Origin of the sequence: Thioclava sp. JM3 (assembly GCF_002213185.1) — a bacterium.
In the GTDB taxonomy this organism is placed as follows: domain Bacteria; phylum Pseudomonadota; class Alphaproteobacteria; order Rhodobacterales; family Rhodobacteraceae; genus Thioclava; species Thioclava nitratireducens.
Genome location: NZ_NBOB01000005.1, coordinates 176,619 through 202,297 on the forward strand (window position 1 = coordinate 176,619; position 25,679 = coordinate 202,297).

At 63.6% G+C, this 25,679-nt stretch carries 25 protein-coding genes; 13 read left to right on the forward strand and 12 right to left on the reverse strand.

Annotated elements, in window-relative coordinates; translation table 11 throughout:
* The first annotated feature begins 14 nt into the window (after positions 1 to 14).
* The 3 genes from B6V73_RS10830 to mutT are packed head-to-tail and all read left to right on the forward strand — an operon-like array spanning position 15 to position 2,724.
* Positions 15 to 929: a peptidylprolyl isomerase gene (locus tag B6V73_RS10830; RefSeq protein WP_075775232.1), complete on the forward strand. Its 915-nt coding sequence runs from the start codon at positions 15 to 17 to the stop codon at positions 927 to 929.
* A gap of 20 nt (positions 930 to 949) precedes the next feature.
* Positions 950 to 2,329 carry a bifunctional glutamate N-acetyltransferase/amino-acid acetyltransferase ArgJ gene (argJ, locus tag B6V73_RS10835; protein ID WP_088719889.1) on the forward strand — a complete coding sequence of 460 codons (1,380 nt, stop codon included), beginning with the start codon at positions 950 to 952 and terminating at the stop codon, positions 2,327 to 2,329.
* A complete protein-coding gene (gene mutT / locus B6V73_RS10840; RefSeq protein ID WP_088725241.1) occupies positions 2,326 to 2,724 on the forward strand; it encodes an 8-oxo-dGTP diphosphatase MutT in 399 nt (132 codons plus the stop codon). The genes argJ and mutT overlap by 4 nt, the downstream gene beginning before the upstream one ends.
* Before the next feature lie 219 nt (positions 2,725 to 2,943).
* On the opposite strand, the gene infB is transcribed toward mutT, so the two are convergent.
* The 6 genes from infB to pip form a co-directional block, all read right to left on the reverse strand.
* Positions 2,944 to 5,472 carry a translation initiation factor IF-2 gene (gene infB, locus B6V73_RS10845; RefSeq protein ID WP_075775230.1) on the reverse strand — a complete coding sequence of 843 codons (2,529 nt, stop codon included), beginning with the start codon at positions 5,470 to 5,472 and terminating at the stop codon, positions 2,944 to 2,946.
* Positions 5,469 to 6,098 carry an RNA-binding protein gene (locus B6V73_RS10850; RefSeq protein WP_075775229.1) on the reverse strand — a complete coding sequence of 210 codons (630 nt, stop codon included), beginning with the start codon at positions 6,096 to 6,098 and terminating at the stop codon, positions 5,469 to 5,471. Before B6V73_RS10850 ends, infB begins: the two co-directional genes overlap by 4 nt.
* 29 nt (positions 6,099 to 6,127) lie before the next feature.
* A complete protein-coding gene (gene nusA, locus B6V73_RS10855) occupies positions 6,128 to 7,747 on the reverse strand; it encodes a transcription termination factor NusA (protein ID WP_075775228.1) in 1,620 nt (539 codons plus the stop codon).
* A 1-nt stretch (position 7,748) separates the two neighbouring features.
* Positions 7,749 to 8,330 carry a ribosome maturation factor RimP gene (gene rimP, locus B6V73_RS10860; protein ID WP_075775227.1) on the reverse strand — a complete coding sequence of 194 codons (582 nt, stop codon included), beginning with the start codon at positions 8,328 to 8,330 and terminating at the stop codon, positions 7,749 to 7,751.
* A 139-nt stretch (positions 8,331 to 8,469) separates the two neighbouring features.
* Complete coding sequence (locus B6V73_RS10865; protein ID WP_088725242.1) at positions 8,470 to 8,937, reverse strand: TspO/MBR family protein; 468 nt, start codon at positions 8,935 to 8,937, stop codon at positions 8,470 to 8,472.
* 29 nt (positions 8,938 to 8,966) lie between these two features.
* Positions 8,967 to 9,938 (reverse strand): prolyl aminopeptidase, encoded by a 972-nt coding sequence (pip, locus tag B6V73_RS10870; protein ID WP_075775225.1) that lies wholly within the window; start codon positions 9,936 to 9,938, stop codon positions 8,967 to 8,969.
* Positions 9,939 to 10,005: 67 nt separating this feature from the next.
* Between pip and ubiG the strand changes: the two genes are divergently transcribed.
* Positions 10,006 to 10,749 carry a bifunctional 2-polyprenyl-6-hydroxyphenol methylase/3-demethylubiquinol 3-O-methyltransferase UbiG gene (gene ubiG / locus B6V73_RS10875; protein ID WP_088725243.1) on the forward strand — a complete coding sequence of 248 codons (744 nt, stop codon included), beginning with the start codon at positions 10,006 to 10,008 and terminating at the stop codon, positions 10,747 to 10,749.
* 127 nt (positions 10,750 to 10,876) lie between these two features.
* Here the strand turns inward: ubiG and mog are convergent, their stop codons facing one another.
* From mog to B6V73_RS10890, 3 genes are all read right to left on the reverse strand, one after another.
* Positions 10,877 to 11,413 carry a molybdopterin adenylyltransferase gene (mog, locus tag B6V73_RS10880; protein WP_075775223.1) on the reverse strand — a complete coding sequence of 179 codons (537 nt, stop codon included), beginning with the start codon at positions 11,411 to 11,413 and terminating at the stop codon, positions 10,877 to 10,879.
* On the reverse strand, positions 11,410 to 12,639 hold the full coding sequence (locus tag B6V73_RS10885; RefSeq protein WP_075775222.1) for an argininosuccinate synthase: 1,230 nt from the start codon (positions 12,637 to 12,639) through the stop codon (positions 11,410 to 11,412). The genes mog and B6V73_RS10885 overlap by 4 nt, the downstream gene beginning before the upstream one ends.
* Positions 12,640 to 12,744: 105 nt before the next feature.
* Positions 12,745 to 13,830, reverse strand: coding sequence for a hypothetical protein (locus B6V73_RS10890; RefSeq protein WP_088725244.1), 1,086 nt, complete (start codon positions 13,828 to 13,830; stop codon positions 12,745 to 12,747).
* A 185-nt stretch (positions 13,831 to 14,015) separates the two neighbouring features.
* Between B6V73_RS10890 and ilvA the strand changes: the two genes are divergently transcribed.
* Positions 14,016 to 15,263, forward strand: coding sequence for a threonine ammonia-lyase IlvA (gene ilvA / locus B6V73_RS10895; protein WP_075775456.1), 1,248 nt, complete (start codon positions 14,016 to 14,018; stop codon positions 15,261 to 15,263).
* Positions 15,264 to 15,468: 205 nt separating this feature from the next.
* On the opposite strand, the gene B6V73_RS10900 is transcribed toward ilvA, so the two are convergent.
* Entirely contained in the window at positions 15,469 to 15,798 is a 330-nt protein-coding gene (locus B6V73_RS10900; protein ID WP_075775220.1) for a histidine kinase, read from the reverse strand.
* A gap of 150 nt (positions 15,799 to 15,948) precedes the next feature.
* On the opposite strand from B6V73_RS10900, the gene B6V73_RS10905 reads away from it, so the two are divergent.
* Positions 15,949 to 17,271 (forward strand): fused response regulator/phosphatase, encoded by a 1,323-nt coding sequence (locus tag B6V73_RS10905; protein WP_088725357.1) that lies wholly within the window; start codon positions 15,949 to 15,951, stop codon positions 17,269 to 17,271.
* A 44-nt stretch (positions 17,272 to 17,315) separates the two neighbouring features.
* On the opposite strand, the gene B6V73_RS10910 is transcribed toward B6V73_RS10905, so the two are convergent.
* The gene (locus B6V73_RS10910) at positions 17,316 to 17,756 is read right to left on the reverse strand and encodes an NUDIX hydrolase (RefSeq protein ID WP_088725245.1); all 441 of its coding nucleotides are present in this window, start codon (positions 17,754 to 17,756) and stop codon (positions 17,316 to 17,318) included.
* A gap of 97 nt (positions 17,757 to 17,853) precedes the next feature.
* On the opposite strand from B6V73_RS10910, the gene B6V73_RS10915 reads away from it, so the two are divergent.
* The 6 genes from B6V73_RS10915 to B6V73_RS10940 all read left to right on the forward strand — a co-directional run bounded on the left by B6V73_RS10915 (position 17,854) and on the right by B6V73_RS10940 (position 24,297).
* A complete protein-coding gene (locus B6V73_RS10915; RefSeq protein ID WP_088725246.1) occupies positions 17,854 to 18,882 on the forward strand; it encodes an Hsp33 family molecular chaperone HslO in 1,029 nt (342 codons plus the stop codon).
* Positions 18,875 to 19,468 carry a CoA pyrophosphatase gene (locus tag B6V73_RS10920; RefSeq protein WP_088723181.1) on the forward strand — a complete coding sequence of 198 codons (594 nt, stop codon included), beginning with the start codon at positions 18,875 to 18,877 and terminating at the stop codon, positions 19,466 to 19,468. Before B6V73_RS10915 ends, B6V73_RS10920 begins: the two co-directional genes overlap by 8 nt.
* Entirely contained in the window at positions 19,465 to 20,604 is a 1,140-nt protein-coding gene (locus B6V73_RS10925; protein WP_088725247.1) for a CCA tRNA nucleotidyltransferase, read from the forward strand. Before B6V73_RS10920 ends, B6V73_RS10925 begins: the two co-directional genes overlap by 4 nt.
* A 43-nt stretch (positions 20,605 to 20,647) precedes the next feature.
* On the forward strand, positions 20,648 to 22,474 hold the full coding sequence (locus tag B6V73_RS10930) for an ABC transporter ATP-binding protein (RefSeq protein ID WP_088725248.1): 1,827 nt from the start codon (positions 20,648 to 20,650) through the stop codon (positions 22,472 to 22,474).
* A 39-nt stretch (positions 22,475 to 22,513) separates the two neighbouring features.
* Positions 22,514 to 23,734: a class I SAM-dependent RNA methyltransferase gene (locus tag B6V73_RS10935; protein WP_088725249.1), complete on the forward strand. Its 1,221-nt coding sequence runs from the start codon at positions 22,514 to 22,516 to the stop codon at positions 23,732 to 23,734.
* A gap of 62 nt (positions 23,735 to 23,796) precedes the next feature.
* Positions 23,797 to 24,297, forward strand: coding sequence for a L,D-transpeptidase family protein (locus B6V73_RS10940; RefSeq protein WP_075775212.1), 501 nt, complete (start codon positions 23,797 to 23,799; stop codon positions 24,295 to 24,297).
* Positions 24,298 to 24,362: 65 nt separating this feature from the next.
* Here the strand turns inward: B6V73_RS10940 and B6V73_RS10945 are convergent, their stop codons facing one another.
* On the reverse strand, positions 24,363 to 24,878 hold the full coding sequence (locus B6V73_RS10945; protein ID WP_075775211.1) for a CAP domain-containing protein: 516 nt from the start codon (positions 24,876 to 24,878) through the stop codon (positions 24,363 to 24,365).
* A gap of 168 nt (positions 24,879 to 25,046) precedes the next feature.
* On the opposite strand from B6V73_RS10945, the gene B6V73_RS10950 reads away from it, so the two are divergent.
* The gene (locus B6V73_RS10950) at positions 25,047 to 25,652 is read left to right on the forward strand and encodes a L,D-transpeptidase (protein ID WP_075775210.1); all 606 of its coding nucleotides are present in this window, start codon (positions 25,047 to 25,049) and stop codon (positions 25,650 to 25,652) included.
* Positions 25,653 to 25,679 lie beyond the last annotated feature (27 nt).

The window sequence follows — 25,679 nt, forward strand, 5'->3', positions numbered from 1 at the left end:
AGGAAGTGGCAAGGATGCCGAATCTGACGAAACTGCTTGCGAGCGTAGCGATCTGCGCGATGACTGCCGGAATCGCACAGGCAGAGGACGCAAAAGCGCCTGCACCCGCTGGGGATACCGCGAAATCGGAAACCGCCGCCAAGCCGCGCACCGACCTGAGCGCCGACACTGTCGTGGCTACCGTCAATGGCCAGGACATCACGCTTGGCATGATGCAAACCGTGCGCGACGGCCTGCCCGCGCAATACCAGCAGCTCCCCGACGACAAGCTGTTCGACGGCGTCCTGCAGCAGCTGATCCAGCAGACCGCCCTCGCACAGCTCGAGGAAAAGCGCATCACCCAGCGCGATAAGATCGCCCTCGAAGTGCAAAAGCGCGCTTACCTGTCGGGTGCGTTCCTCAACTACACCGCCGACAAGGCCGTGACCGACGAAGCCGTGCAGAAAGCCTATGACGCGAAATACGCCAAGGCCGAGCCGACCAAGGAATATCACGCCGCCCATATCATCGTGAAAACCAAGGAAGAGGCCGAGAAGATCAAGAAAGAGATCGATAACGGCGCCGACTTCGCGGAACTGGCGAAGAAGAACTCGACCGATGGCGCTGCGGCGAATGGCGGCGATCTGGGCTGGTTTAAGCTCGACGCGATGGTCAAGCCCTTCGCGGACGAGGTCGCGGGCATGAAGGAAGGCGAAGTCGCCGGTCCGATCCAGACCCAATACGGCTGGCACGTGGTGAAGCTGCTCGGCACCAAGATGGTCGATGCCCCGAAACTGGCCGATGTGCGCAAGAAGCTGGTGGGCGATATTCGTCAGGAGGCTGTGCAAAACCGCGTAAAGGCTGTTGTGGACGAAGCCAAAATCGACAAGATGACCGACGGGATTGATCCGAGCGTTCTGAAAGATCAGTCCATTCTGGGTAGCAACTGATCGATCAAAAGGCGGGCGCGATGGCGAAGAAAAAGTCGAAGGACACCAAGGAGCTGAAGGCCAAGGTCAAAAAGCTCCGCGCCAAGGTGAAGGCGCTGAAGTCCGACCTTTCCGACGCGCCCGCCCCTGCCGCGCCTGCGGCACAGACCAAGGCGAAATCGGTCACGATCTCGCCGCTCGCCCCCGCGAAATTTCCCGATCTTCCGGAAATCGCGGGGGTCGAATTCGCCTCCGCTGCGGCGGGGGTCAAATATGCCGGTCGCACCGACGTGATGCTGGCGCGGATTGCGCCGGGCGCTTCGATCGCGGGCGTGTTCACCACGTCCTCCACCCGCGCGGCCTGCGTTCTCGATTGTCAGGAAAAGCTTGCGATGCGCGCGCCGGACGACGCCGGTGCCGCGATCATTGTCAACTCCGGCAATGCCAACGCGTTCACCGGGAAAAGCGGTCAGGAGAGCGTCGACAAGGTCACCGGAGCGGTGGCTCAGGCGCTCGACATGCCGATCAGCCGCGTGTTCTCCTCCTCCACCGGGGTCATTGGCGAGCCGCTTCCCCATGACAAGATCGTCGCGGTGATCGACAGCCTGACGCAGCGCCTCTCCCCTGCCGGGATCGAGGATGCCGCGCGCGCGATCATGACGACCGATACCTATCCCAAAGGCGCCTTTGCCGAAGTTCAGGGCGAGGGCGGCAAGATCAAGATCGCCGGGATCGCCAAAGGCTCCGGGATGATCGCGCCGAACATGGCGACGATGCTGGTCTATATCTTTACCGATGCGAAAATCACGCCGGCGCGGCTGCAAAAGATGCTGTCGCGGCAGGTGGATGACACGTTCAACGCGATCACCGTGGACAGCGATACGTCAACCTCGGATGCGCTGATCGTCGCGGCGACCGGGAAATCCGACGCCGCCGAGATCGCCGATCTGCGCTCGGAGCCGGCGAAGGCGTTCGAGGCCGGTCTGCGCGGCGTGATGATGGATCTCGCGCATCAGGTCGTGAAAGACGGCGAAGGCGCCACCAAGTTCGTCGAGATCCGCGTGACGCGGGCGCGCTCGAACGAGGACGCACATAAGATCGCGATGTCGATCGCGAATTCGCCGCTGGTGAAGACCGCAATCGCGGGCGAGGATGCGAACTGGGGCCGCGTCGTGGCGGCCGTCGGCAAGTCCGGGGCCGAGGCCGATCGCGACAAGCTCAAGATTTCCTTCGGGGACATGGTGGTGGCCGAGAAAGGCTGGCGCGTGCCGGATTACTCCGAGGAGGCCGCGAGCGCCTATATGAAGAATGACGAGTTGGTGATTGGCGTCGATCTCGGGCTCGGTCGCGCATCGAAATCGGTCTGGACTTGCGATCTCACCCACCGCTACATCGACATTAACGCGGATTATCGTTCGTGAAGATGGTTCTGGTATCCGCCGTCGCCCTGATCGACGCCGACGGGCGCGTGCTTCTGGCACAGCGCCCCGAGGGCAAGTCGATGGCAGGTCTGTGGGAGTTTCCCGGTGGCAAGGTCGAGCCGGGCGAGACTCCCGAGGCCGCGCTGATCCGGGAGCTGGACGAAGAACTGGGCATCCAGACCCATCAGAGCTGCCTCGCGCCGCTGACCTTCGCCAGCCACGCCTATGACGACTTTCACCTGCTGATGCCGCTCTTTGCCTGCCGCCGGTGGCAGGGGATCGTCAGCCCCCGCGAGGGACAAACGCTCGCCTGGGCGCGGGCGCGCGATCTGCGCGATTACGAGATGCCGCCAGCGGATATCCCGCTGATCCCCATCCTGCGCGACTGGCTCTGAGCGGAGTCCGGACGCGATTAACCTTAGTGATCCTGTCCGCAATCTCTCGCACCTGCCCCGCCTCGGTTCACTTATTTGTCGCGGATCCTCCAGAGCTTGCGCTTCTAGCGGGCGCGCAAAGTAAGAACCGCACGCCCAGAGCCCGCAAATCACAACCACAAATGCAAAACGGGGGCGCGAAGGCCCCCGTTTTCATATCTGTAGGATGGTCCCGAAGGATCAGAGCGTCCGCTCGACCTCTTCGCGCTCGAAAATCTCGATGACATCGCCGGGGCGGATATCGTCGTATTTCTCGAAGGCCATGCCGCATTCCTGACCGGAGGGCACTTCCTTGACCTCGTCCTTGAAGCGCTTGAGCGTCTTCAGCGTGCCTTCGTGGATCACCACGTTGTCACGCAGCAGGCGCACGCCAGCCGAACGACGGGCGACACCCTCGGTGACGCGGCAACCAGCAACCTTGCCTACGCCGGTGACCTTGAACACTTCGAGGATCTCGGCATAGCCGATGAAGTGTTCGCGGATCTCGGCCGACAGGAGGCCCGAAGCGGCAGCTTTGATGTCGTCCACCAGATCGTAGATGATCGAGTAGTAGCGGATCTCGACGCCCTTCTGGTTCGCGGCGTTGCGCGCAGGCGCATTGGCACGAACGTTGAACCCGATGACCGGCGCGTTGGACGCCTCGGCCAGCGTGATGTCGGATTCGGTGATTGCACCGACGCCCGAATGCAGCACACGGACGCGCACCTCTTCGTTGCCGACCTTCTCGAGCGCCTGAACGATCGCTTCCGCCGAGCCCTGCACGTCGGCCTTCACCAGCACGGGCAGTTCGGTGACGCTTTCGTCGGCCTTGGCTTTCGCCATCAGCTGTTCCAGCGTCGTCGCGGCACCGGCAGCGGCGCGTTTGTCCTTCGCAGCCTGCTCGCGGTATTCGGCGATCTCGCGGGCCTGCGCCTCGGTTTCGACGACGTTGAGAACGTCGCCAGCCTCGGGCGTGCCGTTGATGCCGAGCACCTCGACCGGAACCGACGGACCGGCCTCATCGACGCGGTCGCCCTTGTCGTTGATCAGCGCGCGGACCTTACCCCACTGCTCGCCGACGACGAAGATGTCGCCTTTGCGCAGCGTGCCATTCTGCACCAGCACCGTCGCGACCGGACCGCGGCCAACGTCGAGCTTCGCCTCGATCACCGCACCTTGCGCGGCGCGATCGGGGTTCGCCTTCAGTTCGAGCAGTTCGGCCTGAAGCGCGATCGCTTCGAGCAGTTCGTCGAGACCCTTGCCGGTCTTCGCCGAAACTTCCACGTCCTGCACGTCTCCCGACATCTCTTCGACGACGACTTCGTGCTGCAGAAGCTCGGTGCGGACCTTCTGGGCGTTCGCCTCGGGCTTGTCGCACTTGTTGATCGCGACGATCATCGGAACGCCAGCGGCCTTCGAGTGATTGATCGCTTCGATGGTCTGCGGCATCACCGAGTCATCGGCCGCCACTACGAGCACCACGATATCGGTGACATTCGCACCGCGTGCACGCATCGAGGTAAAGGCCGCGTGGCCGGGCGTATCCAGGAAGGAGAGCGTCGCGCCGCTCTCGGTCTGCACCTGATAGGCGCCGATGTGCTGCGTGATCCCGCCAGCCTCACCCGAGACGACGTTCGCCTTGCGGATCGCGTCGAGCAGCGAGGTCTTGCCGTGGTCGACGTGACCCATGATCGTGACGATCGGCGGGCGCGGCTGCAGATCTTCTTCCTTGTCGTCGACCTGATCGATGACCTGCTCGACATCCGCATCCGACACGCGCACGGCCTTATGACCGAATTCCTCGATCACATATTCGGCGGTATCGGCGTCGAGCGTCTGGTTCGCGGTGACCATCATGCCCATCTTCATGAGCGTTTTGACCACATCCGCGGCGCGCTCCGCCATACGGTTGGCGAGTTCCGACACGATGATCGTCTCGGGGAGCTGCACTTCGCGGGACTGCTTTTCAGCACGCTGCGTACCGCCCATCGCCTTCTGGCGCGCTTTTTCCTGCTTGCGCTTCATCGCGGCAAGCGAACGCTGGCGGCCTTCGCCACCCGAAAGCGCATCGCTCAAGGAGAGCTTGCCCGAACGGCGGTTGCCGCGGTCGTTGCCCTTGTTGTTACGATCGTTGTTGCGATCGTTGCGCGTGTCACGCTCGCGATCCGTCTTGCGCGGACCCGAGGAGGAGACGCCCTTGGTCTCGGCGCGGGCAGCCGCTGCTTCGACCGCGGCCTGATCGACCGGCGCATCTTTCTTCGGTCCGCCCTTGCGGATCTCTTCTTTCTTCTTGTCGCGAAGTTCGGCCTCGCGCTTCTTGCGCTCGTCCTCTTCTTCCTTGGCCTTCAGGGCCGCTTCGCGTTCTCGCTCCTCGCGCTCCTTGGCCTCAGCCTCGGCGCGACGACGCTCGCGCTCTTCTTCGCGGGCTTTTTCCTCGGCCTCGCGGGCGGCGGCCTCTTCGGCCTCGCGCGCCTTCGCGGCCTGAAGCGCCTTCAGGCGACGCTCCATCTCGGCGTCGGAAATCCCGGCGGGGCGCTTCGACGGATCGCCAAGGGAGGGTTTGTTGCCCCCGCCCTTACCAGCGCCTGCCGCCGGTTTGTTCAGCACCCGCTTCTTGCCTTTCGTCTCGACCACGACGTTCTTAGTGCGCCCGTGCGAGAAGCTTTGCTTCACCTGCCCGGGGCGCCCGCCGCCCAGTCCGAGAGTCTTTTTGCCGTCCGTATCGCTCATGCCGTCTTCGTATCCTTCATGGCGGTCTTGCCGCCGTCCTGCTTGCGTACGCCCGCAAGCCTCGATGCGTCTTCAATTACGCGCCGGGTGAGGCCACCGGCTGCAAGCGCGCCGTGTATCGCACGATCGCGGCCGAATGCCAAACCCAATTCCTGAGAGGTGAGGCAGCCGAACCAGCGCCCGCCTTCGGGCGTCCAAAGCTTGCCCTTGCCCCTGTCCGAGCCGTCGCTTGCCTGTAGCAGCACTTTCGCGCGCCCCTCGGCCAGCCAGCCCTTGACCTTCTCGAAGCCGACAATCGCTTTGCCGGCCTTTCGCTCCAGAGAAATAAGCTCCACAACGCGAGAGGCAAGGGCCTGTTCCACCAATTCCACCAGATTCTCAGGGGTTTTGACCGCCTGCTTGGCTGCACGGGGGAACAATCCCTTTTTCATCGCCGTCTCGATGATGCCGCGATCGGACGTCACCCAGATCCCGCGGCCGGGCAGCTTGCCCGCCACGTCCGGGTAGACCATCCCGTCGGGTCCGACCACGAAGCGGACAAGCCCCGCCTTCGGCTGAACATCGCCGGTGACGATGCAGCGCCGTTCGGGCTCGTCGTGATTTTTCGGCTTTCCGCCGCGACTCATCTAAGCTCCTCTCCGGTCGGGACCGAGGCTTACGCCTCGGCCTCCTCCGCGGTTTCCTCTTCGCCTTCGTCTTCCGCGTCGCCTTCCAGCTCGGACGGGTCGACCCAGCCCAACTGAATACGCGCGGTCATGATCAGGTTCTGCGCCTCTTCGAGGCTCACGTCGAATTTCTCGAGCAGACCTTCATCCTTCACGCGCTGACCGTCGACCGTGGTCCAGCCACCGGCCAGTTCCCAGTCGGCGCAGGTCGCGAAATCTTCCAGCGTCTTGACGTCGTCTTTCGCGAGCGCCTCGATCATCTGCGGGGTCAGGCCTTCGAAGTCGAACAGCGACTGCTCGACGCCCATTTCCTTCGCCGCCTCCAGCGCCTTGCGGTTCTGCTCTTCGATCACGTCGCGGGCACGGGCCTGCAGTTCGCCTGCAGTGTCCTCGTCCACGCCTTCGATCGACAGCAGCTCGTCCATCTCGACATAGGCCACTTCCTCGAGCGAGGTGAAGCCCTCGGCCACGAGGAGCTGCGCGAAGAACTCGTCGAGGTCCAGCGCGTCGACGAACAGCTTGGTGCGCTCGGCGAATTCGGCCTGACGGCGTGCCGATTCCTCGGCCTCGGTCAGGATATCGATGTCGAGACCGGTCAACTGCGAGGCCAGACGCACGTTCTGACCGCGGCGGCCGATGGCGAGCGACAGTTGCTCGTCCGGCACCACGACTTCGATCTTCTGCGCTTCCTCGTCGATCACCACTTTCGACACTTCGGCCGGCTGCAGCGCGTTCACGAGGAAGGTCGCCTGATCTTCGTTCCACGGGATGATGTCGATCTTCTCGCCCTGAAGCTCGCCGACGACGGCCTGCACGCGCGAACCGCGCATACCGACACAGGCGCCGACCGGATCGATCGAGTTGTCATAGGAGATGACGCCGATCTTCGCGCGCGAACCCGGATCGCGGGCCACGGCCTTGATCTCGATGATGCCGTCGTAGATTTCCGGCACTTCCATCTTGAACAGTTCGGCCATGAATTCCGGCGCGGTGCGGCTGAGGAAGATCTGCGGGCCACGGGTCTCGCGGCGCACGTCTTTCACATAGGCACGGATACGGTCGTTCGGGCGATAGCTCTCGCGGCCGATCTTCTCGTTGCGGCGCAGAATCGCTTCGCCACGGCCCACATCGACGATGATGTTGCCGTATTCCTCGCGCTTGACGATGCCGTTGATGATCGTGCCGACGCGGTCCTTGAACTCTTCGTACTGGCGATCACGCTCGGCTTCGCGGACCTTCTGCAGGATGACCTGCTTGGCCGATTGCGCGGCGATGCGGCCCAGATCGACCGGCGGCACCTCGTCGACGATCTCATCGCCGACCGAGGGATTTTCGAGATACTGCTTCGCCTGCTCGACGGTCAGCTCGGCCTGATAGTTCTCCAGATCCTCGTCTTCGACGACGGTGCGGACACGGGTGAAGGTCGCCTTGCCGGTCTTGCGATCGATCGAGACGCGGATGTCCATCTCCGCGCCGTAACGCGACTTCGCCGCACGCGCGAGACTCTCTTCCATCGCCTGGATCACCAGATCCGGGTCGATCATCTTTTCGCGCGCCACCGCCTCGGCGGTCTGCAGAAGCTCAAGCTGGTTGGCTGCCGTGATGGCCATCTCAGTTCTCCTCCTCGGGGGAATCGTCAATCTCGTCAAATTCAGCTTCGTCGACGCCTTCGGTCGCCTTCTTCTGGCGCAGCATCTCGTCGATCAGCTCATCGGTCAGCACCAGCTTCGCATCTGCGAGCCAGTCGAACTGGAGGCCGATCACGACGTCTTCGCCGTTCTCGTCCAGCTCGATCAGGATTTCCGAGCCTTCGGTGCCGCGCAGGATACCCTTGAAGCGCTTGCGCCCGTCGATCTGCTCGGAAGTCTCGATCTTCGCCTCGTAGCCTTCCCAGATGTCGAAATCCTTGAAGCGCGTCAGCGGGCGATCGATGCCGGGCGACGACACTTCGAGCGTATATTTGTCCTCGATCGGGTCTTCTACGTCGAGGGCCGCGGACACGGCAGTCGAGATCGCGGCGCAATCGTCCACGACGATGCCGCCATCGGGGCGGTCTGCCATGATCTGAAGCGTGGCCGTCTTGCCGCCCTGCAGCCGCAGCCGCACGAGCTCGAAGCCCAGCCCCTCGATCACGGGGGTCACGATCTCGGCCAGACGCCGGTCGATGGCGGTCTTGGCGATCAGGTCGGTCATGTCTCTCTTTCCGATCCTACAAAAACAAAAAACGGGCCGTTGCGGCCCGTCACACGTTTCCGGTGGGCGTCAGGTTTGGACCCCGGCGCGCCGCTGTTGAAGGCGATATAGTCCTGTATCGCAGATTCCGCAAGTGGAATCAGGTTTGGGCACCCGCCCTCGGGTTGTCGCGCCAGACGCGGAAGTTCAGCGCGCCCGCCAATGTCAGCCAGACGAGATAGGGGAAGACCAGCAATCCGGCCAGCATATCGAGCTGCAGGAATGCCAGCATCATCGCCGCTACTGCGACCCACATACAGATCAGGACGAGGAGGCCGAGCCACAACCGATGCGCCCCGAAGAACACCGGCGTCCAGAGCGTGTTCAGCGCGATCTGCACCGCAAACAGCGCAAGCGCGATCTGGCTTCCGGCCTCGGGGGCGATGCGCGCCGCAGCGTAGGCGACCGAGACATAGAGATAAGTCCAGGCCACGGGAAACACCCAGTTCGGCGGCGTGAAGCCCGGCTTCTTCAAGCCGACATACCATTCGCCCGGCTTGAAGATGATGCCGGTTGCAGCCGCAGCCGCGGAGGCCGCGAGAAACAGCAGGAAATAAGTGAGCGTCATGGCGGCCTCGATGGAAATCCGGTGTCAGATCAGGATCTAAGCTCATCCATCGCGCGGACAAGCCCGGCCGTGATCCCCGGCTCGGAAAGCGCATGTCCTGCCATCGGCACCAGCTGAAGCTTCGCCAGCGCCCAGCCCTGCGCCAGCCGATAGGCCGAAGTCGGCGGACAGATCATGTCGAGCCGCCCCTGCACGATCGTCGTCGGGATATGCTCGATCTTGTAGCGGTCGCGCAGGATCTGGCCGTCCTCTTCAAGGAAGGCCGCGTTCTGGAAATAGTGGTTCTCGAGCCGCGCGAAGGCACGCGCGTAATCGGGCGAGGCTTCGCCCGGCGGACCGTCATAGCGCACCGACGCCAGCGCGTTCTCCCACATCGCCCAGTGCCGCGCATAGCGCGCTTCGGCCATGTAGTCGCCCGAAAAGAGCCGCTTGTGATAGGCGCCGATCAGATCGTGCTGCTCGTCCTCCGGAATCGGACGCCGGAAATTCGCCCAGAGGTCGGGATAGAAATTCCCCGCGCCGCCGCCGTAGAACCAGTCGAGCTCCGCCTGCGTCGCAAGAAAGACGCCCCGAAGAATCAGGTTCGAGGCCCGGTCGGGATGCGCCTGCGCATAAAGCAACGCCAGTGTCGCCCCCCAACTGCCGCCGAAAACCATCCACCTGTCGATGCCGAGCGTCCGGCGGATCTGCTCCATATCCGCGATTAGATGCCATGTCGTGTTGTCGGCGACGCTGGCATGCGGGCGCGACAGACCGCAGCCGCGCTGATCGAACAGGATGACCCGGTAATGCTGCGGATCGAAGAATCGCCGCATCGTCGGCGAGCAGCCGCCGCCCGGTCCGCCGTGGCAGACGACGACCGGCTGGCCCTCGGGATGGCCGGATTGCTCGACATAAAGAATATGGCCATCGCCCACGTCGATCCGGCGCTGATCGAAAGGCTCGATCGGCGGATAAAGATGGGCGCCCGATGCGCGCTTTTGCCCTGCAGTTCTGTCCATATCCGGACTATATAGAGCAAAAGGCGCGCCCGCCATGGGCTGCCCTAAAATCAATGCGAGGAGAGCAATGGCAGATCCGGCAAACAGCATCGACCCGTCCGAAGTCGCCAAATTCGAAGCGATGGCCGCCGAATGGTGGGATCCGAACGGCAAGTTCAAACCGCTGCATATGCTCAACCCCTGCCGTCTCGACTACATCACCACCCAGATCGCCACCCAGTTCGGTCGTGACCTGAAAGCGCCGCGCCCGTTCGAGGGGCTGCGCCTGCTGGATATCGGCTGCGGCGGCGGGCTTCTGTCCGAACCGATGGCGCGGCTCGGGGCCGAGGTCGTGGGGGCGGATGCCGCCGAGCGAAATATCCCCGTGGCGCGGCTGCATGCCGAACAGTCGGGGCTCGAAATCGACTACCGCCATTGCGCGGCGGAAGATCTGGCCGCGAAGGGTGAGCAATTCGATGTCGTCCTCGCGATGGAGATCATCGAACACGTCGCCGATCCGCAGGGCTTCGTGAACACGATCCAGAGCCTGATGAGGACGGGCGGGCTGATGATCTGCTCGACGCTGAACCGCAATCCGAAAAGCTATATGGTCGCGATCATCGGCGCCGAGCGGGTGATGCGCTGGCTGCCGGTGGGCACGCATGAATGGTCGAAATTCGTCACGCCCGACGAGCTTTACGAGCTGTCGCGCAACGCAGGGCTCGACCCGGTCGACCGCCGTGGGATGGTGTTCAACCCGCTGGCGTGGACATGGTCACTCTCGGAGCGCGATCTTTCGGTGAATTACGCCATCGCAGCGGTGAAGCGGTAAGGGGCGCTGCCCCTCTGCCTTCGGCATTCACCCCGGGATATTTCGGCCAACACGAAGAGAGGTGATTTTCGCCCCGGGTCAAATATCCCGGGGGTCTCTCTGAAAGAGACGGGGGCAGCGCCCCCTCTTACTTCTTCTTCGGACGGAAGGCTTTGATCCGGGCAGGATCGGTCTCGATATAGCCCGCGCCGATCAGGTCGAGGCAATAGGGCACGGCGGCGAAGACCGCATCGAGGCAGGTCGCGATGGCCGAGGGTTTTCCCGGCACCATAATGATCAGCGATTTTCCCGCGATCCCGGCCGACTGGCGCGACAGAATGGCGGTCGGCACTTCGAGCAGCGAGGCGCGGCGCATTTCTTCGCCGAAGCCCGCGAGTTCCTTCTCGATCACGTCGAAGCAGCCCTCGGGCGTCTCGTCGCGCGGCGCGGGACCGGTGCCGCCGGTGATCAGGATCAGATCGGCTTCCGCCTCGACCAGCTCGCGCAGCTTTGCCGCGACGCTCTCGCGCCCATCGGGGATGATGTGACGCTCGATCTCCAGCGGCGAGGTGACCACGCCGCGGAGATAGTCCTCGCAGCCCGGACCGCCCTTGTCCTCGTATTCGCCCCGGGACGCGCGGTCGGAGACGGTGACGATGGCGGCCTTGGGCTGCGAAAAACTCATTTCTTCACTCGCGCGTTGCGGGTTGCGATCAGCTTCAGGCGCAGCGCGTTGAGCTGGATGAAGCCCGCCGCGTCTTTCTGATCGTAGGCACCTGCGTCCTCCTCGAAGGTCACATGGGCCTCGGAATAGAGCGAATAATCCGACCAGCGCGCCACGGTCCGGGCCGCACCCTTGAAGAGCATCAGCTTCACCGTGCCGGTGACATATTCCTGCGTCTTGTCGATCAGCGCCTGCAGCGCCTCACGCTCGGGCGAGAACCAGAAGCCGTTATAGATCAGCTCGGCATAGCGCGGCATGATCGAATCCTTCAGGTGGCCCGCGCCGCTGTCGAGCGTGATCTGCTCGATGCCGCGGTGGGCCTCCAGCAGGATCGTGCCGCCGGGAGTCTCGTAGACGCCGCGCGACTTCATGCCGACGAAGCGGTTCTCGACGAAATCGAGACGGCCGATGCCGTGCTTTTTGCCGTATTCGTTTAGCTTGGTGAGGATTGTCGCGGGCGACATCGCCTCGCCGTTGATCGAGACCGCGTCACCCTTCTCGAAACCGATCTCGATATATTCGGGCTCGTTCGGAGCCTGCGTGATCGGATCGTCGGTGCGCTGGTAGACGTAATCGGGCGCCATATCTGCCGGGTCTTCCAGCACCTTCCCCTCGGACGAGGTGTGCAGCAGATTCGCATCGACCGAGAAAGGCGCTTCGCCGCGCTTGTCCTTTGCGATCGGGATCTGGTTGGCCTCGGCGAATTCCAAGAGTTTGGTGCGCGAGGACAGATCCCATTCGCGCCACGGCGCGATCACCTTGATCGACGGGTCGAGGGCATAGGCCGACAGCTCGAAGCGGACCTGATCGTTGCCCTTGCCGGTCGCGCCATGCGCCACCGCATCGGCGCCGTGCTGATGCGCGATCTCGACGAGATGCTTGGAGATCAGCGGGCGCGCGATCGAGGTGCCCAGCAGATAGAGCCCCTCGTAGACCGCATTGGCGCGGAACATCGGAAAGACGAAATCGCGGACGAATTCCTCGCGCGCGTCGAGAATATGGATATTCTCGGGTTTGATGCCGAGCATCTCTGCCTTCTTGCGCGCCGGCTCGAGTTCCTCGCCTTGGCCGAGATCGGCGGTGTAGGTGATGACCTCGCAGCCGTATTCGGTCTGCAGCCATTTCAGGATGATCGAGGTATCGAGGCCGCCCGAATAGGCAAGCACGACTTTCTTGGGCGCGGACATACGGCATCTCCCGGTTTTCTTGTTCCGCGACGGAATAGAAGCTTTTTTTCCAATGAACAAGGGCCGCCCCGAAGGACGGCCCTTGTTCATTGGCTTTAAGCGAGATCAGCTCTCGGTGGACGGATCCACGAGCGGATCGGTGGTTTCCCCGGTCGCGGCGAGATCGCCTTCGACGGTGCCGTCCCCGGTCGTGCCGTCGCCGGTCGCCACATCGCCATCGGCGGGCGGCTCTGCCGTCGCGGTCTCCGGCGGGGGCACGTCAAGCAGTTGGTGCAGATAGGCGAGCGCCTCGGGCGAAAGCTCGCGACCGTTCGAAGCGGCGAGAAGCGCATCGTTTTCGTTCGAGGCGGAGTTCGCGATCTCGGTTTCCAGATCGGTGACCTTCTGCTGCGCAGCGGCCAGATCGGCCTCATAGGTCGTCGCTGCCGCCAGTTCTTCCTCCAGCGGCGCGAGCTGCGTAGCATAGTTCGGGTCGTCTGGATTGAGCTCATCGATCGCTGTCTGGATATCCTCCACGCTGCGGACATCCTGCGATTCAAGTGCCGCCAGCGCATCCTGCGCGTCAGTCAGGTTCTGCTCGGCCTCGGCCGCAGACAGAACCGTGTCGCGATAGGCTGCAATCCGACCCACCTGGCTGTTCGGCGAGGCGTTGGCGAGCGCTGTCGCGCTGGCATGGGCGGCATTCAGGCCTTTCAGCTCGGAGGCCAGCGCGCCGTGATTGCGCAGCTCATCCTCGCTCAGGCTCGGCTTGCCGTTCGGACGCGGCGACTCGTTGACCGCGTATTCGGTCGGGGTGGTCGAGCGTTTCTTCGTCGCGGTCGTACCGCGCGACGCCGTCTTCACGGTGGAGCGGCTGGTGTGTTGCGACTTGTTGTTAAGTTTGCCGGAGAAGAGATCGTCGAGGAATTTCGCCGGGCCGCCGCCATGCGTGGCAGCTTTGCCGGAATTGCCCGGGCTCGTGGGACGCCCGGCCGATGCGGATGTACCCGCCGCGCCGGATTTGCCGCCCGCGTGGCCGTTGCCGCCCCCGTTGCCGCCGCCATGGCCACCGCCATTGCCGCCACCGTTCCCACCGCCATTGCCGTTCTTGGCAAACGCGGCATCCGCGCCGGTGAAATGGCTGGTCGCCACCGGGGCGACGACGAAGCTCGCCGCGACAAGGGCGACGATCGAAGTTTTTCTCAGGCGCATGCGGCCCTCCTCTTTTTATTGCTCGCGACACGTTTTCAGCACGAATACCGTCGAAAGTGGGCAAAAAAGCGGCGGCCTTTGCAAAATGCGCAAAGCTTCGCCCAAAGCGCCCCCGGGTTGCGCGTAGTCCCGCCGAACGGCCTTCCCCCTTGCAAGAGCGGTGCAGCTTCGTCATGGCTTTCCTTATGAGTGAGTTCGCCCTTTCCGCCCAAGCCGCCACCCGCGCGCTGCGTGCGCTCTTCGAGCCGACGCCGCTGCAACTCAATGCGCATTTGTCGAAACGCTTCGAGGCGGAGGTCTGGCTCAAACGCGAGGACCTGACGCCGGTGCGCTCCTACAAGATTCGCGGCGCCTTCACCGCCATGCGGAAATTGCGCGAACGCGACCCGTCGGCGGCGCATTTCGTCTGCGCGAGCGCCGGAAACCATGCGCAGGGCGTGGCCTTCGCCTGTCGGCATTTCGGCGTGAAAGGCACGATCTTCATGCCGGTCACGACGCCGCAGCAGAAAATCGACAAGACCAAGACCTTTGGTGGCGATGCGGTCGAGATCGTTCTGACCGGCGACTATTTCGACGACACGCTCGCCTCGGCGCAGGAATTTTGCCGCGACGCCGGAGCGCATTTCCTCGCCCCGTTCGACGATCCGGATGTGATCGAGGGACAGGCCTCGGTCGGGGTAGAGATCCTCGACCAATTGGGCGGCGCGCCGGATATGGTAATCCTGCCAGTGGGCGGCGGGGGCTTGGCCGCGGGCGTCACCGGCTATCTTCGTGCGACCGCCCCCGGGACGGAATTCCGCTTCGTCGAGCCCTTGGGCGGTGCGAGCCTGACCGCAGCGGTCAAGGCGCATGAGCCCGTGACGATTTCACAGGTGAACAGTTTTGTCGACGGTGCCGCAGTCGCCCGGATCGGCGCGCGTCCCTTTGCGGAGCTTGGCTGGGTCACGCCCGAGCAAGTCCATCTTGCGCCGGAGGATCGCATTTGCATCACGATGCTCGAGATGCTCAATGTCGAAGGCGTTGTATTGGAACCCGCCGGCGCGATGTCGGTCGATATTCTCCCGGAACTGGCCGATACGATCCGCGGCAAGCGCGTGGTCTGCGTGACCTCGGGCGGCAATTTCGATTTCGAGCGGCTACCGGAAGTGCGCGAACGCGCCCAGCGCTATTCGGGCCTGAAGAAGTATTTCATCCTTCGCCTGCCGCAACGGCCCGGTGCCCTGAAGGATTTCCTTCAGATGCTTGGCCCCGACGACGACATCGCGCGCTTCGAATACCTGAAGAAGTCGGCGCGGAATTTCGGCTCGGTCCTGATCGGGATCGAGACCAAACGCGCCGAGAACTTCACAGAGCTCTTCGCTAAGCTCGACGCCGAGGGCTTCGTTTGGCGCGACATCACCGAAGACGAGACCTTGGCCGAGTTTCTTATTTAACGCCTCCTTTCCGATAGGCCGCCCATCATATGGGGGCATTAGATTTTCGTTGTCCTTGCACTGCGCCGCATTGATGCGTCCGCAGTTCGATAGTTACGGCCCCGCTTCGGTAGCCGAACGAATTTTCGAACTCTGGCCGTAACCACGCTTGTGATCTTCCGTTCTGCGCAATGCAGCGCTTGGCGCGATCTAGCTGGCACATTACCTATGCGGCCGGGGTGAATTCCGATAGCCGCCCCATGAATTGCAGTTTGGACAAGCTGTAGGTCTCGCGGATCGCGCCCAGATCGACCTCCGCGGAGCGTCCGGCGGCCGCCATGCGCTCTCCTTTCTGACAGGCACCACCGAAATCGCGAAAGCCGAGATTCCAGGCAGAGCCTTTCAGGAAGTGCAGGTCTTCTTCGACCCGATCTGGGCGCCCGCCAAGCGCCATCACGACGGCCTCGACCTCGTCGAGAAATAGATCCACGACCTCGGAAAAGCCCTCTGCGCCTATTTCAGAGCGCAATTCCTGTACCCGTTCCCAATCAATCATCGCGCCCTCCAGGCCAATCGATCCGACACCAACCGACGCTGACCATAGGGCCGCACCCTTTCGATTTTCTTAACGTCTGAGCCGGCCGGTTTTCACCGAATCTTAGGGACTCTGCGGTTTCAATGGTTGCAGAGGTTTCGGATGATGCAGATGGCGCAAAGACACGAGGTTCCCGTTGGCGCGAGCCGACCACCCTTGGCGGGCACGACGCGGCACGTTCTGGTCGTGGACGACAGCCGGATGCAGCGCCGCATTCTGTCGGCGCAATTGTCGCGCTCCGGCTATCAGGTGAGCGAGGCTGAAAGTGCGGAAGAGGCAATCGCGATCTGCGCCCAGTGCGAGCCGGATATCGTGATCTCGGACTGGATGATGTCGGGGATGAGCGGCCCCGAATTCTGCCGTATCTTCCGTGACTTGCCACGACGCAGCTACGGCTATTTCATCCTTCTGACCACCAAGGCCGAGAAGACGGACGTCACGCGCGGTTTGGAAAGCGGGGCCGACGATTTCCTCTCGAAACCAGTCAACGGAGAGGAGCTTCGCGCAAGGCTCAGCGCGGGAACCCGCATCCTCAAGATGCAAGAGGAACTGACCGAGAAGAACCGACTGCTGCACGCGGCGCAGGAGGTGATCGACCGCGACCTGCAGGAGGCACGCAAGCTACAGCAGAGCTTGGTGCGGGTACGTCACGCACAGTTCGAAGCGGCGGACGTCTCGTTGCTCTTGCAACCGGCGGGCCATGTCGGCGGCGACCTCGTCGGGTACTTTCCGATCAACGAACGCCGGGTCGGCCTTTACGGCATCGACGTGTCGGGACATGGCATCACCTCGGCTCTGATGATGGCACGGATTGCGGGCTACTTCTCCGCCGCCACCCCCAGCCAGAACCTCGCAATCTACCGCAACGCACAGGGTGAATTGCGCGGCCGACGCCCGGCGGACCTTGCGCGACATCTCAACGAGCTCGTGCTGAGCGAGATGAACACCGAAACATATTTCACACTAATCTATGCCGATATCGACCTGCGCACCGGCAAGGCGGCACTGGTGCAGGCCGGGCACCCCTATCCGGTCCTGCAACGGCGCAATGGTACGGTGGAGTTTCTCGGCGAGGGAGGACTACCGATTGGTCTGATCGAAGGCGCCACCTACGAAACCTTCACCGTTCAACTGACCCCGGGAGACAGGCTGGTTCTGGTCTCGGACGGAATCACCGAAGCCTGTGACCGAGACGGCGAGATGATCGATCAGACCCGACTGGCCCGGATGCTCCGCAAGTTTTCCGGGATGGCGGGCCCAGCGCTGCTGGATGCGATATATCGCGAAACCGAGCAGTTCGCCGAGGGCGAAATCGCGGACGATGTCTCGGCGGGCGTTCTGGAATTTCACGGCCCCGGCAGCACCGCGCGACGATCGGTGCTCGTTTCGGACAATGGCGAATGTGACCCGATGGCAGAAACGACAGGAGGATGAACCACCGCAACTAAGCTCCCACCGAATGAAACGACCCCTGCTTTTCAGCGGCGAAGCACCCGCCGGAAAAACGCGCGCTCGCCTTCATTTGCAAGCAAACCGAGCGCCTCCTCGGGATCGGCCCAATGCGCCGTATGACACGGCTCCGGCGGGAGGCCGCGCTTCAAAACCGGGCGCGCCAGCCAGATCGAACACAGCTTCTCCGCCCAGAACTCGTATTCGGGCATGTAGGTGAAACGCCGATAGGCCCCAACGCGGCGCAACCCGGTGATCGCCCAACCGGTCTCTTCGAAGACCTCACGGTGCAGCGCTTCGATCGGCCCCTCGCCCGGATCGATCCCGCCGCCCGGCAATTGAAACTCCGGCACGGGATGGGACTGATGGGTCAGAAGCACCCTGCCGTCGCGGATCAGGATCGCGTAGGCACCGGGGCGCAAACGATACCGCTGACCGGATTTCACCCGCTCTCCGAACCTCGCGATCATGTGCTCTCCCTTGGGTCTGCGGTTGCCGCGCCTATATTGGGGCTGTATGGCAGGCTCCGCGCTGCCCGAAAACCCCTCTGAGCCTCTCAGGAGCACCATGTCCAAGTTATCCCAAATCGCATGGGACGATACAGTTCTGCCGTTTCAGCTCGACCGCTCTGACATCCGCGGCCGGGTTGCCCGCCTCGACGGCGTGCTAGACACCGTCCTGTCGCAACATGATTACCCCCGCGCGGTCGAAATGCTGGTGGCCGAAGCCGCCCTTCTGACCGCGCTGATCGGCCAGACTGTCAAACTGCGCTGGAAGCTGTCGCTGCAAATCCGCGGCAACGGCCCGATCCGCATCATCGCCACCGACTACTACGCCCCCGAGAAGGAGGGCGCGCCCGCCCGCATCCGCGCATGGGCGAGTTTCGATGACGAGAAGCTCGATCCCAAGGCCGACCCGTTCGAACAGATCGGGCAGGGCTATTTCGCGATCCTGATCGATCAGGGCAAAGGCACGACCCCCTATCAGGGTATCACGCCGCTGACCGAGGGCTCGCTGCGCGCCTGCGCCGAGGCGTATTTCGCGCAATCCGAGCAGCTGCCCACGCGATTCTCGCTGTCCTTCGGGCGCTCGATCCTGCCCGGTCAGGGCGAAAGCTGGCGCGCGGGCGGCGTGATGCTGCAGCATATGCCCCCAGCCTCGCCCTTCGCCGCCCAGGAAGGCTCGGGCGATCAGGGCCTGCTGACCGCCGACGACATCCTCGATGGCGAGGAAGGCGAGAACTGGGCCCGCGCCAATATCCTGCTCGACACGGTCGAGGATATGGAGCTGATCGGCCCGACCGTGCAGCCGACCGAGTTGCTGGTGCGCCTGTTCCACGAAGAGCGGCCGCGCGTCTTTGATCCGCAGCGGGTGGAGTTCGGCTGCACCTGTTCGGCCGATCGCGTGCGTCAGTCGCTCTCGATCTACTCGGCGCGCGACATCGCGCATATGACCACCGATGAGGGTACGGTCACCGCGGACTGCCAGTTCTGCGGCGCACATTACATTTTCGATCCGCTGACGCTTGGCTTCGAGGCGCAGAAGAACCCCGACGGGTCGCTGCGCGAAGCGGGAGGCAAGGGAACGAATGAGTGATCCGCTCGCCCCGGTTCTGGACGCCTTAGCGCGACCGGGGCGGCCCTCTTCGGATTACGATCTGAATCCGGAAGTGATCCTGCCCGAGGGACGCAAGCTGCGGCCCGCAGGCGTTCTCGTCGCCTTCGATACGTTCGGGCCGGAGCCGCGTCTGCATCTGACGAAGCGCAGCTCGCATCTGCGCCACCATCCCGGCCAGATCGCCTTTCCCGGCGGCAAGGTGGATCCCGATGACGAAGGCCCGGTCGGCGCGGCGCTGCGCGAGGCGCAGGAAGAGATCGGCCTGCCTCTTGACCATGTCGAGGTGCTGGGCACGTTCGCTCCCCATGAGACGGTGACGTCCTTTCTGGTGACGCCGGTGCTCGCACGCATCCATACCCCGTTCGAGGTCATCCCCGAAGCGGGCGAAGTGGCCGAGGCGTTCACCGTGCCGCTGTCGCATATCACGCCCGAGAATTTCCGCGTCGAGTCGCGCCGGTGGCGCGGCACACGGCGCAGCTATTTCGTGGCGCCTTACGGGCCCTATTACATCTGGGGCGCCACCGCGCGTATATTGCGCTCATTGGCGGACCGGATGGCGGGATGAGACTGACCGGAGACTGGATCGAGGCAGAACCGACCCAACGCGTGCTGAAGATGCTCGAAGAGGGCGGGCATCAGGCGCTTCTGGTGGGCGGCTGCGTGCGCAACAGCGCCTTGGGCGCGCCGGTCAACGATATCGACATCGCCAGCGATGCGCGGCCCGAACGGGTGATCGAACTTGCGAAGGCGGCCGGACTGAAGCCGGTGCCGACCGGGGTCGATCATGGCACGGTCACGGTGGTCGCCGACGGGCATCCGCATGAGGTCACCACCTTCCGCCGCGATGTGGAGACCCATGGGCGGCACGCCACGGTCGCGTTTTCCGACGACATCGCGGAGGACGCGGCGCGGCGCGATTTCACGATGAACGCGCTCTATGCCCGCTCGGACGGCACGGTTCTTGATCCGCTCGGCACGGGACTGGAGGATCTGGCGGAGCATCATGTGCGCTTCGTCGGCGAGGCGGAGGAGCGGATCCGCGAGGACTACCTGCGCATCCTGCGCTTCTTCCGCTTTACCGCCTGGTATGGTCACGATCTCGACCCTGACGGGCTGGCCGCCTGTGCTGCGAATATCACTGGAATAGAGACGCTTTCGCGCGAACGCCTTGGCGGCGAAATGCTCAAATTGCTGGCCGCACCCGATCCCGTTCACGCTGTGGCGGCGATGGAGCAATGCGGGGTTCTCACGGCCGTGCTGCCCGGCGCGGACGCGACCGCGCTCGGGCCGCTCGTGCATCTCGAAGATCGCCCAGCGGATCCGATCCGCAGGCTGGCAGCGATTGGCGGCGAGGACGTGGCCGAGCGGCTGCGTCTGTCGAAGAAGGACACACGGCAGCTCGGGGCCCTGCGCGCCTCGCTGTCCGACAGCGACGACCCGGCTGTCCTCGGCTATCGGCTCGGCGCCGACACTGGGGCCGATGCGTTTTTGCTGCGCCATGCGCTGATGGGGCTGGAAATGCCGGAGGGCTGGCAAAACAGGGTCTATTTCGGCGCGAAACAGCAATTTCCGGTGCAAGCGCGGGATCTGATGCCCCGCTATGAGGGCAAGATGCTGGGAGATACACTGAAAGCTCTCGAGGCGCGCTGGATCGACTCCCGTTTCACGCTGACGCGCGAGGATTTGCTCGCCGCGCTTTGAACCGCGCAGCAATCGACTATATCGGGAGAGGAAAGAGAGACCCATGTTCGATCCCTTCTCCCCCGCCGAAGGCGCCCCGCCGCGCCAGCTTGGCGCCTTCTTCCGCTGGTGCCTCAAGGGCAGCTGGGGCGCGATTGCCGTGGCCAGCTTCGGCACGACCATCGCCGGCGTGATGGAAGTCGTCTCGGCCTGGCTTCTGGGGCAGGTGATCGACGCTGCACTGAACAGCGAACGGGCCGCAGTGATCGGGGCAAATGTCGGGCTTCTCGTCCTGTTCGTCGCGTTCTTCTTGCTGATCCGCCCTCTGACCTTCGGCATCAGTTCTGCCACCAACAACCTGCTGATCAGCCCCAACGTGATGCCGCTCGTGCTTTCGCGGCTGCATCGCTGGACGATGGGCCAGTCGGTCACCTTCTTCGACAACGACTTCGCCGGCCGCATCGCGCAAAAGCAGATGCAGACCGCCCGCGCGGTAACCGACACGGTCACCGAGATCATCAACACCGGCCTCTTCGCGCTGGCCTCGATCGTCGGCTCGCTGATCGTTCTGGCCCAGATCGACCGCTGGGGGGCCGTGGGCCTCGTATTCTGGACCTTCGGGCTCTACCTGATCATCCGCCTCTTCCTGCCGCATATCCGCGGACGCTCGCGTGAGCGGGCGTCCGCCCGGGCGATGGTGACGGGACAGGTCGTCGACACGGTCACCAATATCAAGACGGTAAAGCTGTTTGCCCATGCCGAGCACGAGGATCGCGCGGCGCTAGAGGCAATGCAGAAGTTCCGCCAGAAGACCTATTCCTTCGGCATGGTTCAGAGCCTCTATCGCGTGGTGCAGATGGCCTATGCAGGGATCGTTCCGGTGATGCTGGTCGGCGGCGCGATCTGGCTCTGGTCGCAGGGCGAGGCGACTGCGGGGGCCATCGCGACCTCAGGCGCCATCGCGATCCGGCTGTCGCAGATGTCGGGCTGGGTGAGCCAGGCGTTGATGTCCGTCTGGACCCATATCGGCGAGGCCGAGGATGGGATGCGAACGCTTGCCCATATGCATGACCTGACCGACGCGCCCGATGCCCGGACGTTGCGCCATGTCGAAGGCGAGATCCAGTTCGACAATGTCGACTTCGCCTATGGCCGTCGCAGCGGAGGGATCGCGGATATCAACCTGACCATCGCGGATGGCGAGCGGATCGGGATCGTCGGGGCCTCGGGTGCAGGGAAATCGACGCTCGTTGCGTTGCTGCTAAGGCTCTATGACGCTGAAAAAGGGTCTATTCGGATCGACGGGCAAGATATTCGCGAGGTCACGCAGGAAAGCCTGCGCCGCAATATCGCGATGGTTACGCAGGAAACCGCGATGTTCAATCGCTCGGCGCGGGAGAACATCCTTTACGGCAAGCCCGACGCGACCGAGGAGGAGATGATCGCCGCCGCGAAACAGGCCGAGGCGGATCACTTCATCCGCGGCCTCGCCGATCACGAAGGCAATCGTGGCTACGACGCCAAGCTGGGCGAGCGTGGGGTGAAGCTGTCGGGCGGGCAGCGCCAGCGGATCGCCCTTGCGCGCGCCTTCCTGAAGAACGCGCCGATCCTTGTGCTGGACGAGGCGACCTCGGCACTCGACTCGGAAGTCGAGGCGCAAATCCAAACCGCCCTTCACCGGGTCATGGCGGGCAAGACTGTTCTGGCGATCGCGCACCGCCTCAGCACCATTGCCGAGATGGACCGGATCGTCGTGCTGGAGGAAGGGCGGATCGTCGAACAGGGCAGCCATGACGAATTGCTGGCGATGAACGGCCTCTACGCGCGCTACTGGGCGCGTCAGTCCGGGGGCTTCCTGACCTGCGACGACGCGGAGGATGCGGCGGAATAGGGTCTTTTCTGACCGACGCCACGCCGCTAGAGAATGCGCATGACCTATGAAATCGAGCGACTGTCCCTGCATGCCGACGGCGTGACCCATGGCCCCGATGGGACCGTGCATGTCGCCATGGCGCTTCCCGGCGAAGTGGTCGAGGGCGAGGTGGTCGACGGCCGCATCGCTCAGCCGAAGATCGTGACGCCCTCGCCCGATCGCGTCAAAGCGCCCTGCCCGCATTACCGCTCCTGCGGGGCCTGCTCGATGCAGCACGCGTCGGAGGCGTTCACCGCCGAATGGAAAATGGACGTGGTACGTCAGGCGCTGACCGCGCGCGACCTGCCCGTGCCGGAGATGACCATCGCGACCTCGCCGCTGAATTCCCGCAGGCGGGCGACGCTGTCGGGGCGGCGCACCAAGAAAGGCACGCTGGTCGGCTTTCACGCCCGCGCCTCGGACACGGTCGTCGAGATTCCGAACTGCCTGATCCTGCGGCCCGAACTGCTGGCCGCGATACCGATGCTGCACGAGGCGACCGCGATCGCAGGCTCGCGCAAAGGCGAGATCGCTTTCACACTGACGCTTTCGGAGGCAGGTCTGGAACTCGCGGCACAGGGCGGTAAAGACCCTGATACGGCCCAATTCGAGGATTTGTCGGGGCTGGCGCATCGCCACGATCTCGCACGGCTCAGCTGGAACGGGCAGATCATCGCGGGGCGGCGACCGGCGATCCAGCAATTCGGCAAAGCCAAGGTCGTGCCGCCGCCGGGTGCTTTCCTGCAAGCCACCCATCACGGCGAAGCGGTGCTGACCGCCTTCGCCAAGGCGGCGATTGGCGATGCGAAAAAGGTGGCCGATCTCTTCGCGGGCTGCGGGACGTTCTCTCTGCCGCTGGCCGAGCTTGCCGAAGTGCATGCGGTCGAAGGAGTCGCAGCGATGACCGAAGCGCTCGATCAGGGCTGGCGTCAGTCGCAGGGCCTGCACCGGGTCTCCACCGAGGCGCGCGACCTGTTCCGCCGACCGCTTCTGCCGGATGAACTGGCGAAGTTCGATGCGGTGTTGATCGATCCGCCGCGGGCGGGCGCGCAGGCCCAGATCGCCGAGATCGCAACCTCGCAGCTCAAGCGCCTCGTCCATGTCTCCTGCAATCCTGTGACCTTCGCGCGCGACGCCGAGACGCTGATCGCGGCGGGCTTCACGCTCGATAAACTACTGGTCGTGGATCAGTTCCGGTTTTCCGCTCATGTGGAGCTCGCGGCGCTTTTCACCCGCTAGATGCGAGGCCGAAAATCGGTTAGAAATGTGGCAAAACAGCAGCTTTCGAATACAGGCCGAACATGAATCGTCGAACCCTCCTCTTGGGCGGATGCGCCCTCGCAACGCTGGCCGCCTGCGGCGATTCCAGCAAATTCAAATCCTATAACGGCCCCGCCGTGACCCAGATCCAGCTCTTCAAGTCGCAGCGGATGATGTACCTGCTGCATGGCGACAAGGTGCTGGAAAGCTACAAGGTCGGCCTTGGCGGTGATCCTGTCGGACCTAAGCAATTCGAGGGTGACGGCAAGACGCCGGAAGGGCTCTATTACATCAACCGGCGCAATCCGAATTCTGCCTATTACCTGTCGATCGGCATCAGCTATCCGAACCCGCAGCAGGTGGCCTTCGCGGAGTCGCAGGGCAAGAAGCCGGGTGGCGACATCTTCATCCATGGCCGCGACGGCAAGAACAAGGGCAAGGGCCGAGACTGGACCGCTGGCTGCATTGCGGTGAAGGACAAGGAAATCCGCGACATCTACGCGATGGTCCGCGACGGAACGCCGATCTTCATCTTCCCCTGATTGCCCCCCGAAAATTACAAAGGGCCCCGCATGGGGCCCTTTTTTGCTTGCGGCGGGTCTTCGGCTCAGTTGCCGGTGACCATCGTCCACCAGATCTTGCCGGAGGGCTCCTGATACCACGAGAAGCCCATCTGGGTCGCCGCCGGGTTCAGGATCACGTCGCGCGTATCCGCGACCTTCATCCAAGCTGCGAGGGTCTCCATCTCGGTTTCGTAGGTCTCGGAGATATTCTCGCCCAGCACCTGCCCCGGATAGCCAGCACGCTGCGCCCGGGTCAGCGGCGAGGAGCCGTCGGAACCCCAGTGCCACGGGCGGTTCTGCGCGGCCATGTCCTTGGAATGCGCGAGTGCCGCCGTCGTCAGTGCGTCATTCAGCACCAGCGGCGCGGCCCCGCGCGCCGAGCGCAGGCTGTTCACAGATTCCAGCACACGCTGCGGGATCACCGAGCGGTCACTCGCGGTGATGTTGTAGACTTTCGGCAGCGGCAGGCCATCGGGGCCAAGCTTCGGCTGCGTGTCGGTCGGCTGGCAAGCTGCCAGAGCCACAGTCGCAGAGATCGCAAATACGGTAGCGCGCAACATCTTTGGTCAGTCCCTCGTTAAACCGTCAATCCGCATTACACGCTTGTACTCAGCCGCGCAAACCCCTCTGTCGATTTGCGGGCCGATCCCCGCCAGTTTGATTTGCCGCGGCCGTGCGATCACATTATATTTATCACAATCGTCCCCGTCGCGAACCCGGAGCCTGAGATGTCCCACACGCGCAAGCCCTTCGACCGCCGCGCCTTTCTCGGCGCCGCCGCCTGCCTTGGGGCGGGGCTCGCGCTGCCCGCCGGAGCGCAGACGCCCGATGCCGGGCAGGAGCAGTTCGAGACCACGGCCTTCACCAACCAGCGGCGCAATATCTCGAGCTTCCAGAACCGCGACTGGCAGTCCTATTTCTCGAATTTGCGCAACGGCGCGATCCTCGTCGACACCCATTCGCGGGCGCTGCATTACTGGTCAGAGGATCGCTCGATCTACCGGCTCTACCCGACCTCGGTGCCGGTCTCCGAGGAACTCACCCGGCGCGGCCGCACCGAGGTGATCCGCAAGGTGAAGGGGCCGAGCTGGGCGCCGACGCCTTCGATGAAGAAGCGCAATCCGGAATGGCCCGATTACGTTCCACCGGGTCCGGACAACCCGCTGGGCACCCACGCGCTTTACCTATCGTGGCGCTATTACCGCATCCACGGCACCCATGACACGCGCAAGATCGGCCGTAAAAGCTCGAACGGCTGCATCGGGCTTTACAACGAACATATCCAGGAGCTGTTCGGCTTCGCGAAGATCGGAACGCAGGTGCTGCTGATCTGAGGCGCGCCGCTCGACCGACACGGAAAA

What these genes read in the sequence shown, in the direction of transcription:
- B6V73_RS10830 (WP_075775232.1), top strand. Translation starts at nt 15, where the DNA reads ATGCCGAATCTGACGAAACTGCTTGCGAGCGTAGCGATCTGCGCGATG.
- argJ (WP_088719889.1), top strand. Translation starts at nt 950, where the DNA reads ATGGCGAAGAAAAAGTCGAAGGACACCAAGGAGCTGAAGGCCAAGGTC.
- infB (WP_075775230.1), bottom strand. Translation starts at nt 5,472, where the DNA reads ATGAGCGATACGGACGGCAAAAAGACTCTCGGACTGGGCGGCGGGCGC.
- B6V73_RS10850 (WP_075775229.1), bottom strand. Translation starts at nt 6,098, where the DNA reads ATGAGTCGCGGCGGAAAGCCGAAAAATCACGACGAGCCCGAACGGCGC.
- nusA (WP_075775228.1), bottom strand. Translation starts at nt 7,747, where the DNA reads ATGGCCATCACGGCAGCCAACCAGCTTGAGCTTCTGCAGACCGCCGAG.
- rimP (WP_075775227.1), bottom strand. Translation starts at nt 8,330, where the DNA reads ATGACCGACCTGATCGCCAAGACCGCCATCGACCGGCGTCTGGCCGAG.
- B6V73_RS10865 (WP_088725242.1), bottom strand. Translation starts at nt 8,937, where the DNA reads ATGACGCTCACTTATTTCCTGCTGTTTCTCGCGGCCTCCGCGGCTGCG.
- pip (WP_075775225.1), bottom strand. Translation starts at nt 9,938, where the DNA reads ATGGACAGAACTGCAGGGCAAAAGCGCGCATCGGGCGCCCATCTTTAT.
- ubiG (WP_088725243.1), top strand. Translation starts at nt 10,006, where the DNA reads ATGGCAGATCCGGCAAACAGCATCGACCCGTCCGAAGTCGCCAAATTC.
- mog (WP_075775223.1), bottom strand. Translation starts at nt 11,413, where the DNA reads ATGAGTTTTTCGCAGCCCAAGGCCGCCATCGTCACCGTCTCCGACCGC.
- B6V73_RS10885 (WP_075775222.1), bottom strand. Translation starts at nt 12,639, where the DNA reads ATGTCCGCGCCCAAGAAAGTCGTGCTTGCCTATTCGGGCGGCCTCGAT.
- B6V73_RS10890 (WP_088725244.1), bottom strand. Translation starts at nt 13,830, where the DNA reads ATGCGCCTGAGAAAAACTTCGATCGTCGCCCTTGTCGCGGCGAGCTTC.
- ilvA (WP_075775456.1), top strand. Translation starts at nt 14,016, where the DNA reads ATGAGTGAGTTCGCCCTTTCCGCCCAAGCCGCCACCCGCGCGCTGCGT.
- B6V73_RS10900 (WP_075775220.1), bottom strand. Translation starts at nt 15,798, where the DNA reads ATGATTGATTGGGAACGGGTACAGGAATTGCGCTCTGAAATAGGCGCA.
- B6V73_RS10905 (WP_088725357.1), top strand. Translation starts at nt 15,949, where the DNA reads ATGGCGCAAAGACACGAGGTTCCCGTTGGCGCGAGCCGACCACCCTTG.
- B6V73_RS10910 (WP_088725245.1), bottom strand. Translation starts at nt 17,756, where the DNA reads ATGATCGCGAGGTTCGGAGAGCGGGTGAAATCCGGTCAGCGGTATCGT.
- B6V73_RS10915 (WP_088725246.1), top strand. Translation starts at nt 17,854, where the DNA reads ATGTCCAAGTTATCCCAAATCGCATGGGACGATACAGTTCTGCCGTTT.
- B6V73_RS10920 (WP_088723181.1), top strand. Translation starts at nt 18,875, where the DNA reads ATGAGTGATCCGCTCGCCCCGGTTCTGGACGCCTTAGCGCGACCGGGG.
- B6V73_RS10925 (WP_088725247.1), top strand. Translation starts at nt 19,465, where the DNA reads ATGAGACTGACCGGAGACTGGATCGAGGCAGAACCGACCCAACGCGTG.
- B6V73_RS10930 (WP_088725248.1), top strand. Translation starts at nt 20,648, where the DNA reads ATGTTCGATCCCTTCTCCCCCGCCGAAGGCGCCCCGCCGCGCCAGCTT.
- B6V73_RS10935 (WP_088725249.1), top strand. Translation starts at nt 22,514, where the DNA reads ATGACCTATGAAATCGAGCGACTGTCCCTGCATGCCGACGGCGTGACC.
- B6V73_RS10940 (WP_075775212.1), top strand. Translation starts at nt 23,797, where the DNA reads ATGAATCGTCGAACCCTCCTCTTGGGCGGATGCGCCCTCGCAACGCTG.
- B6V73_RS10945 (WP_075775211.1), bottom strand. Translation starts at nt 24,878, where the DNA reads ATGTTGCGCGCTACCGTATTTGCGATCTCTGCGACTGTGGCTCTGGCA.
- B6V73_RS10950 (WP_075775210.1), top strand. Translation starts at nt 25,047, where the DNA reads ATGTCCCACACGCGCAAGCCCTTCGACCGCCGCGCCTTTCTCGGCGCC.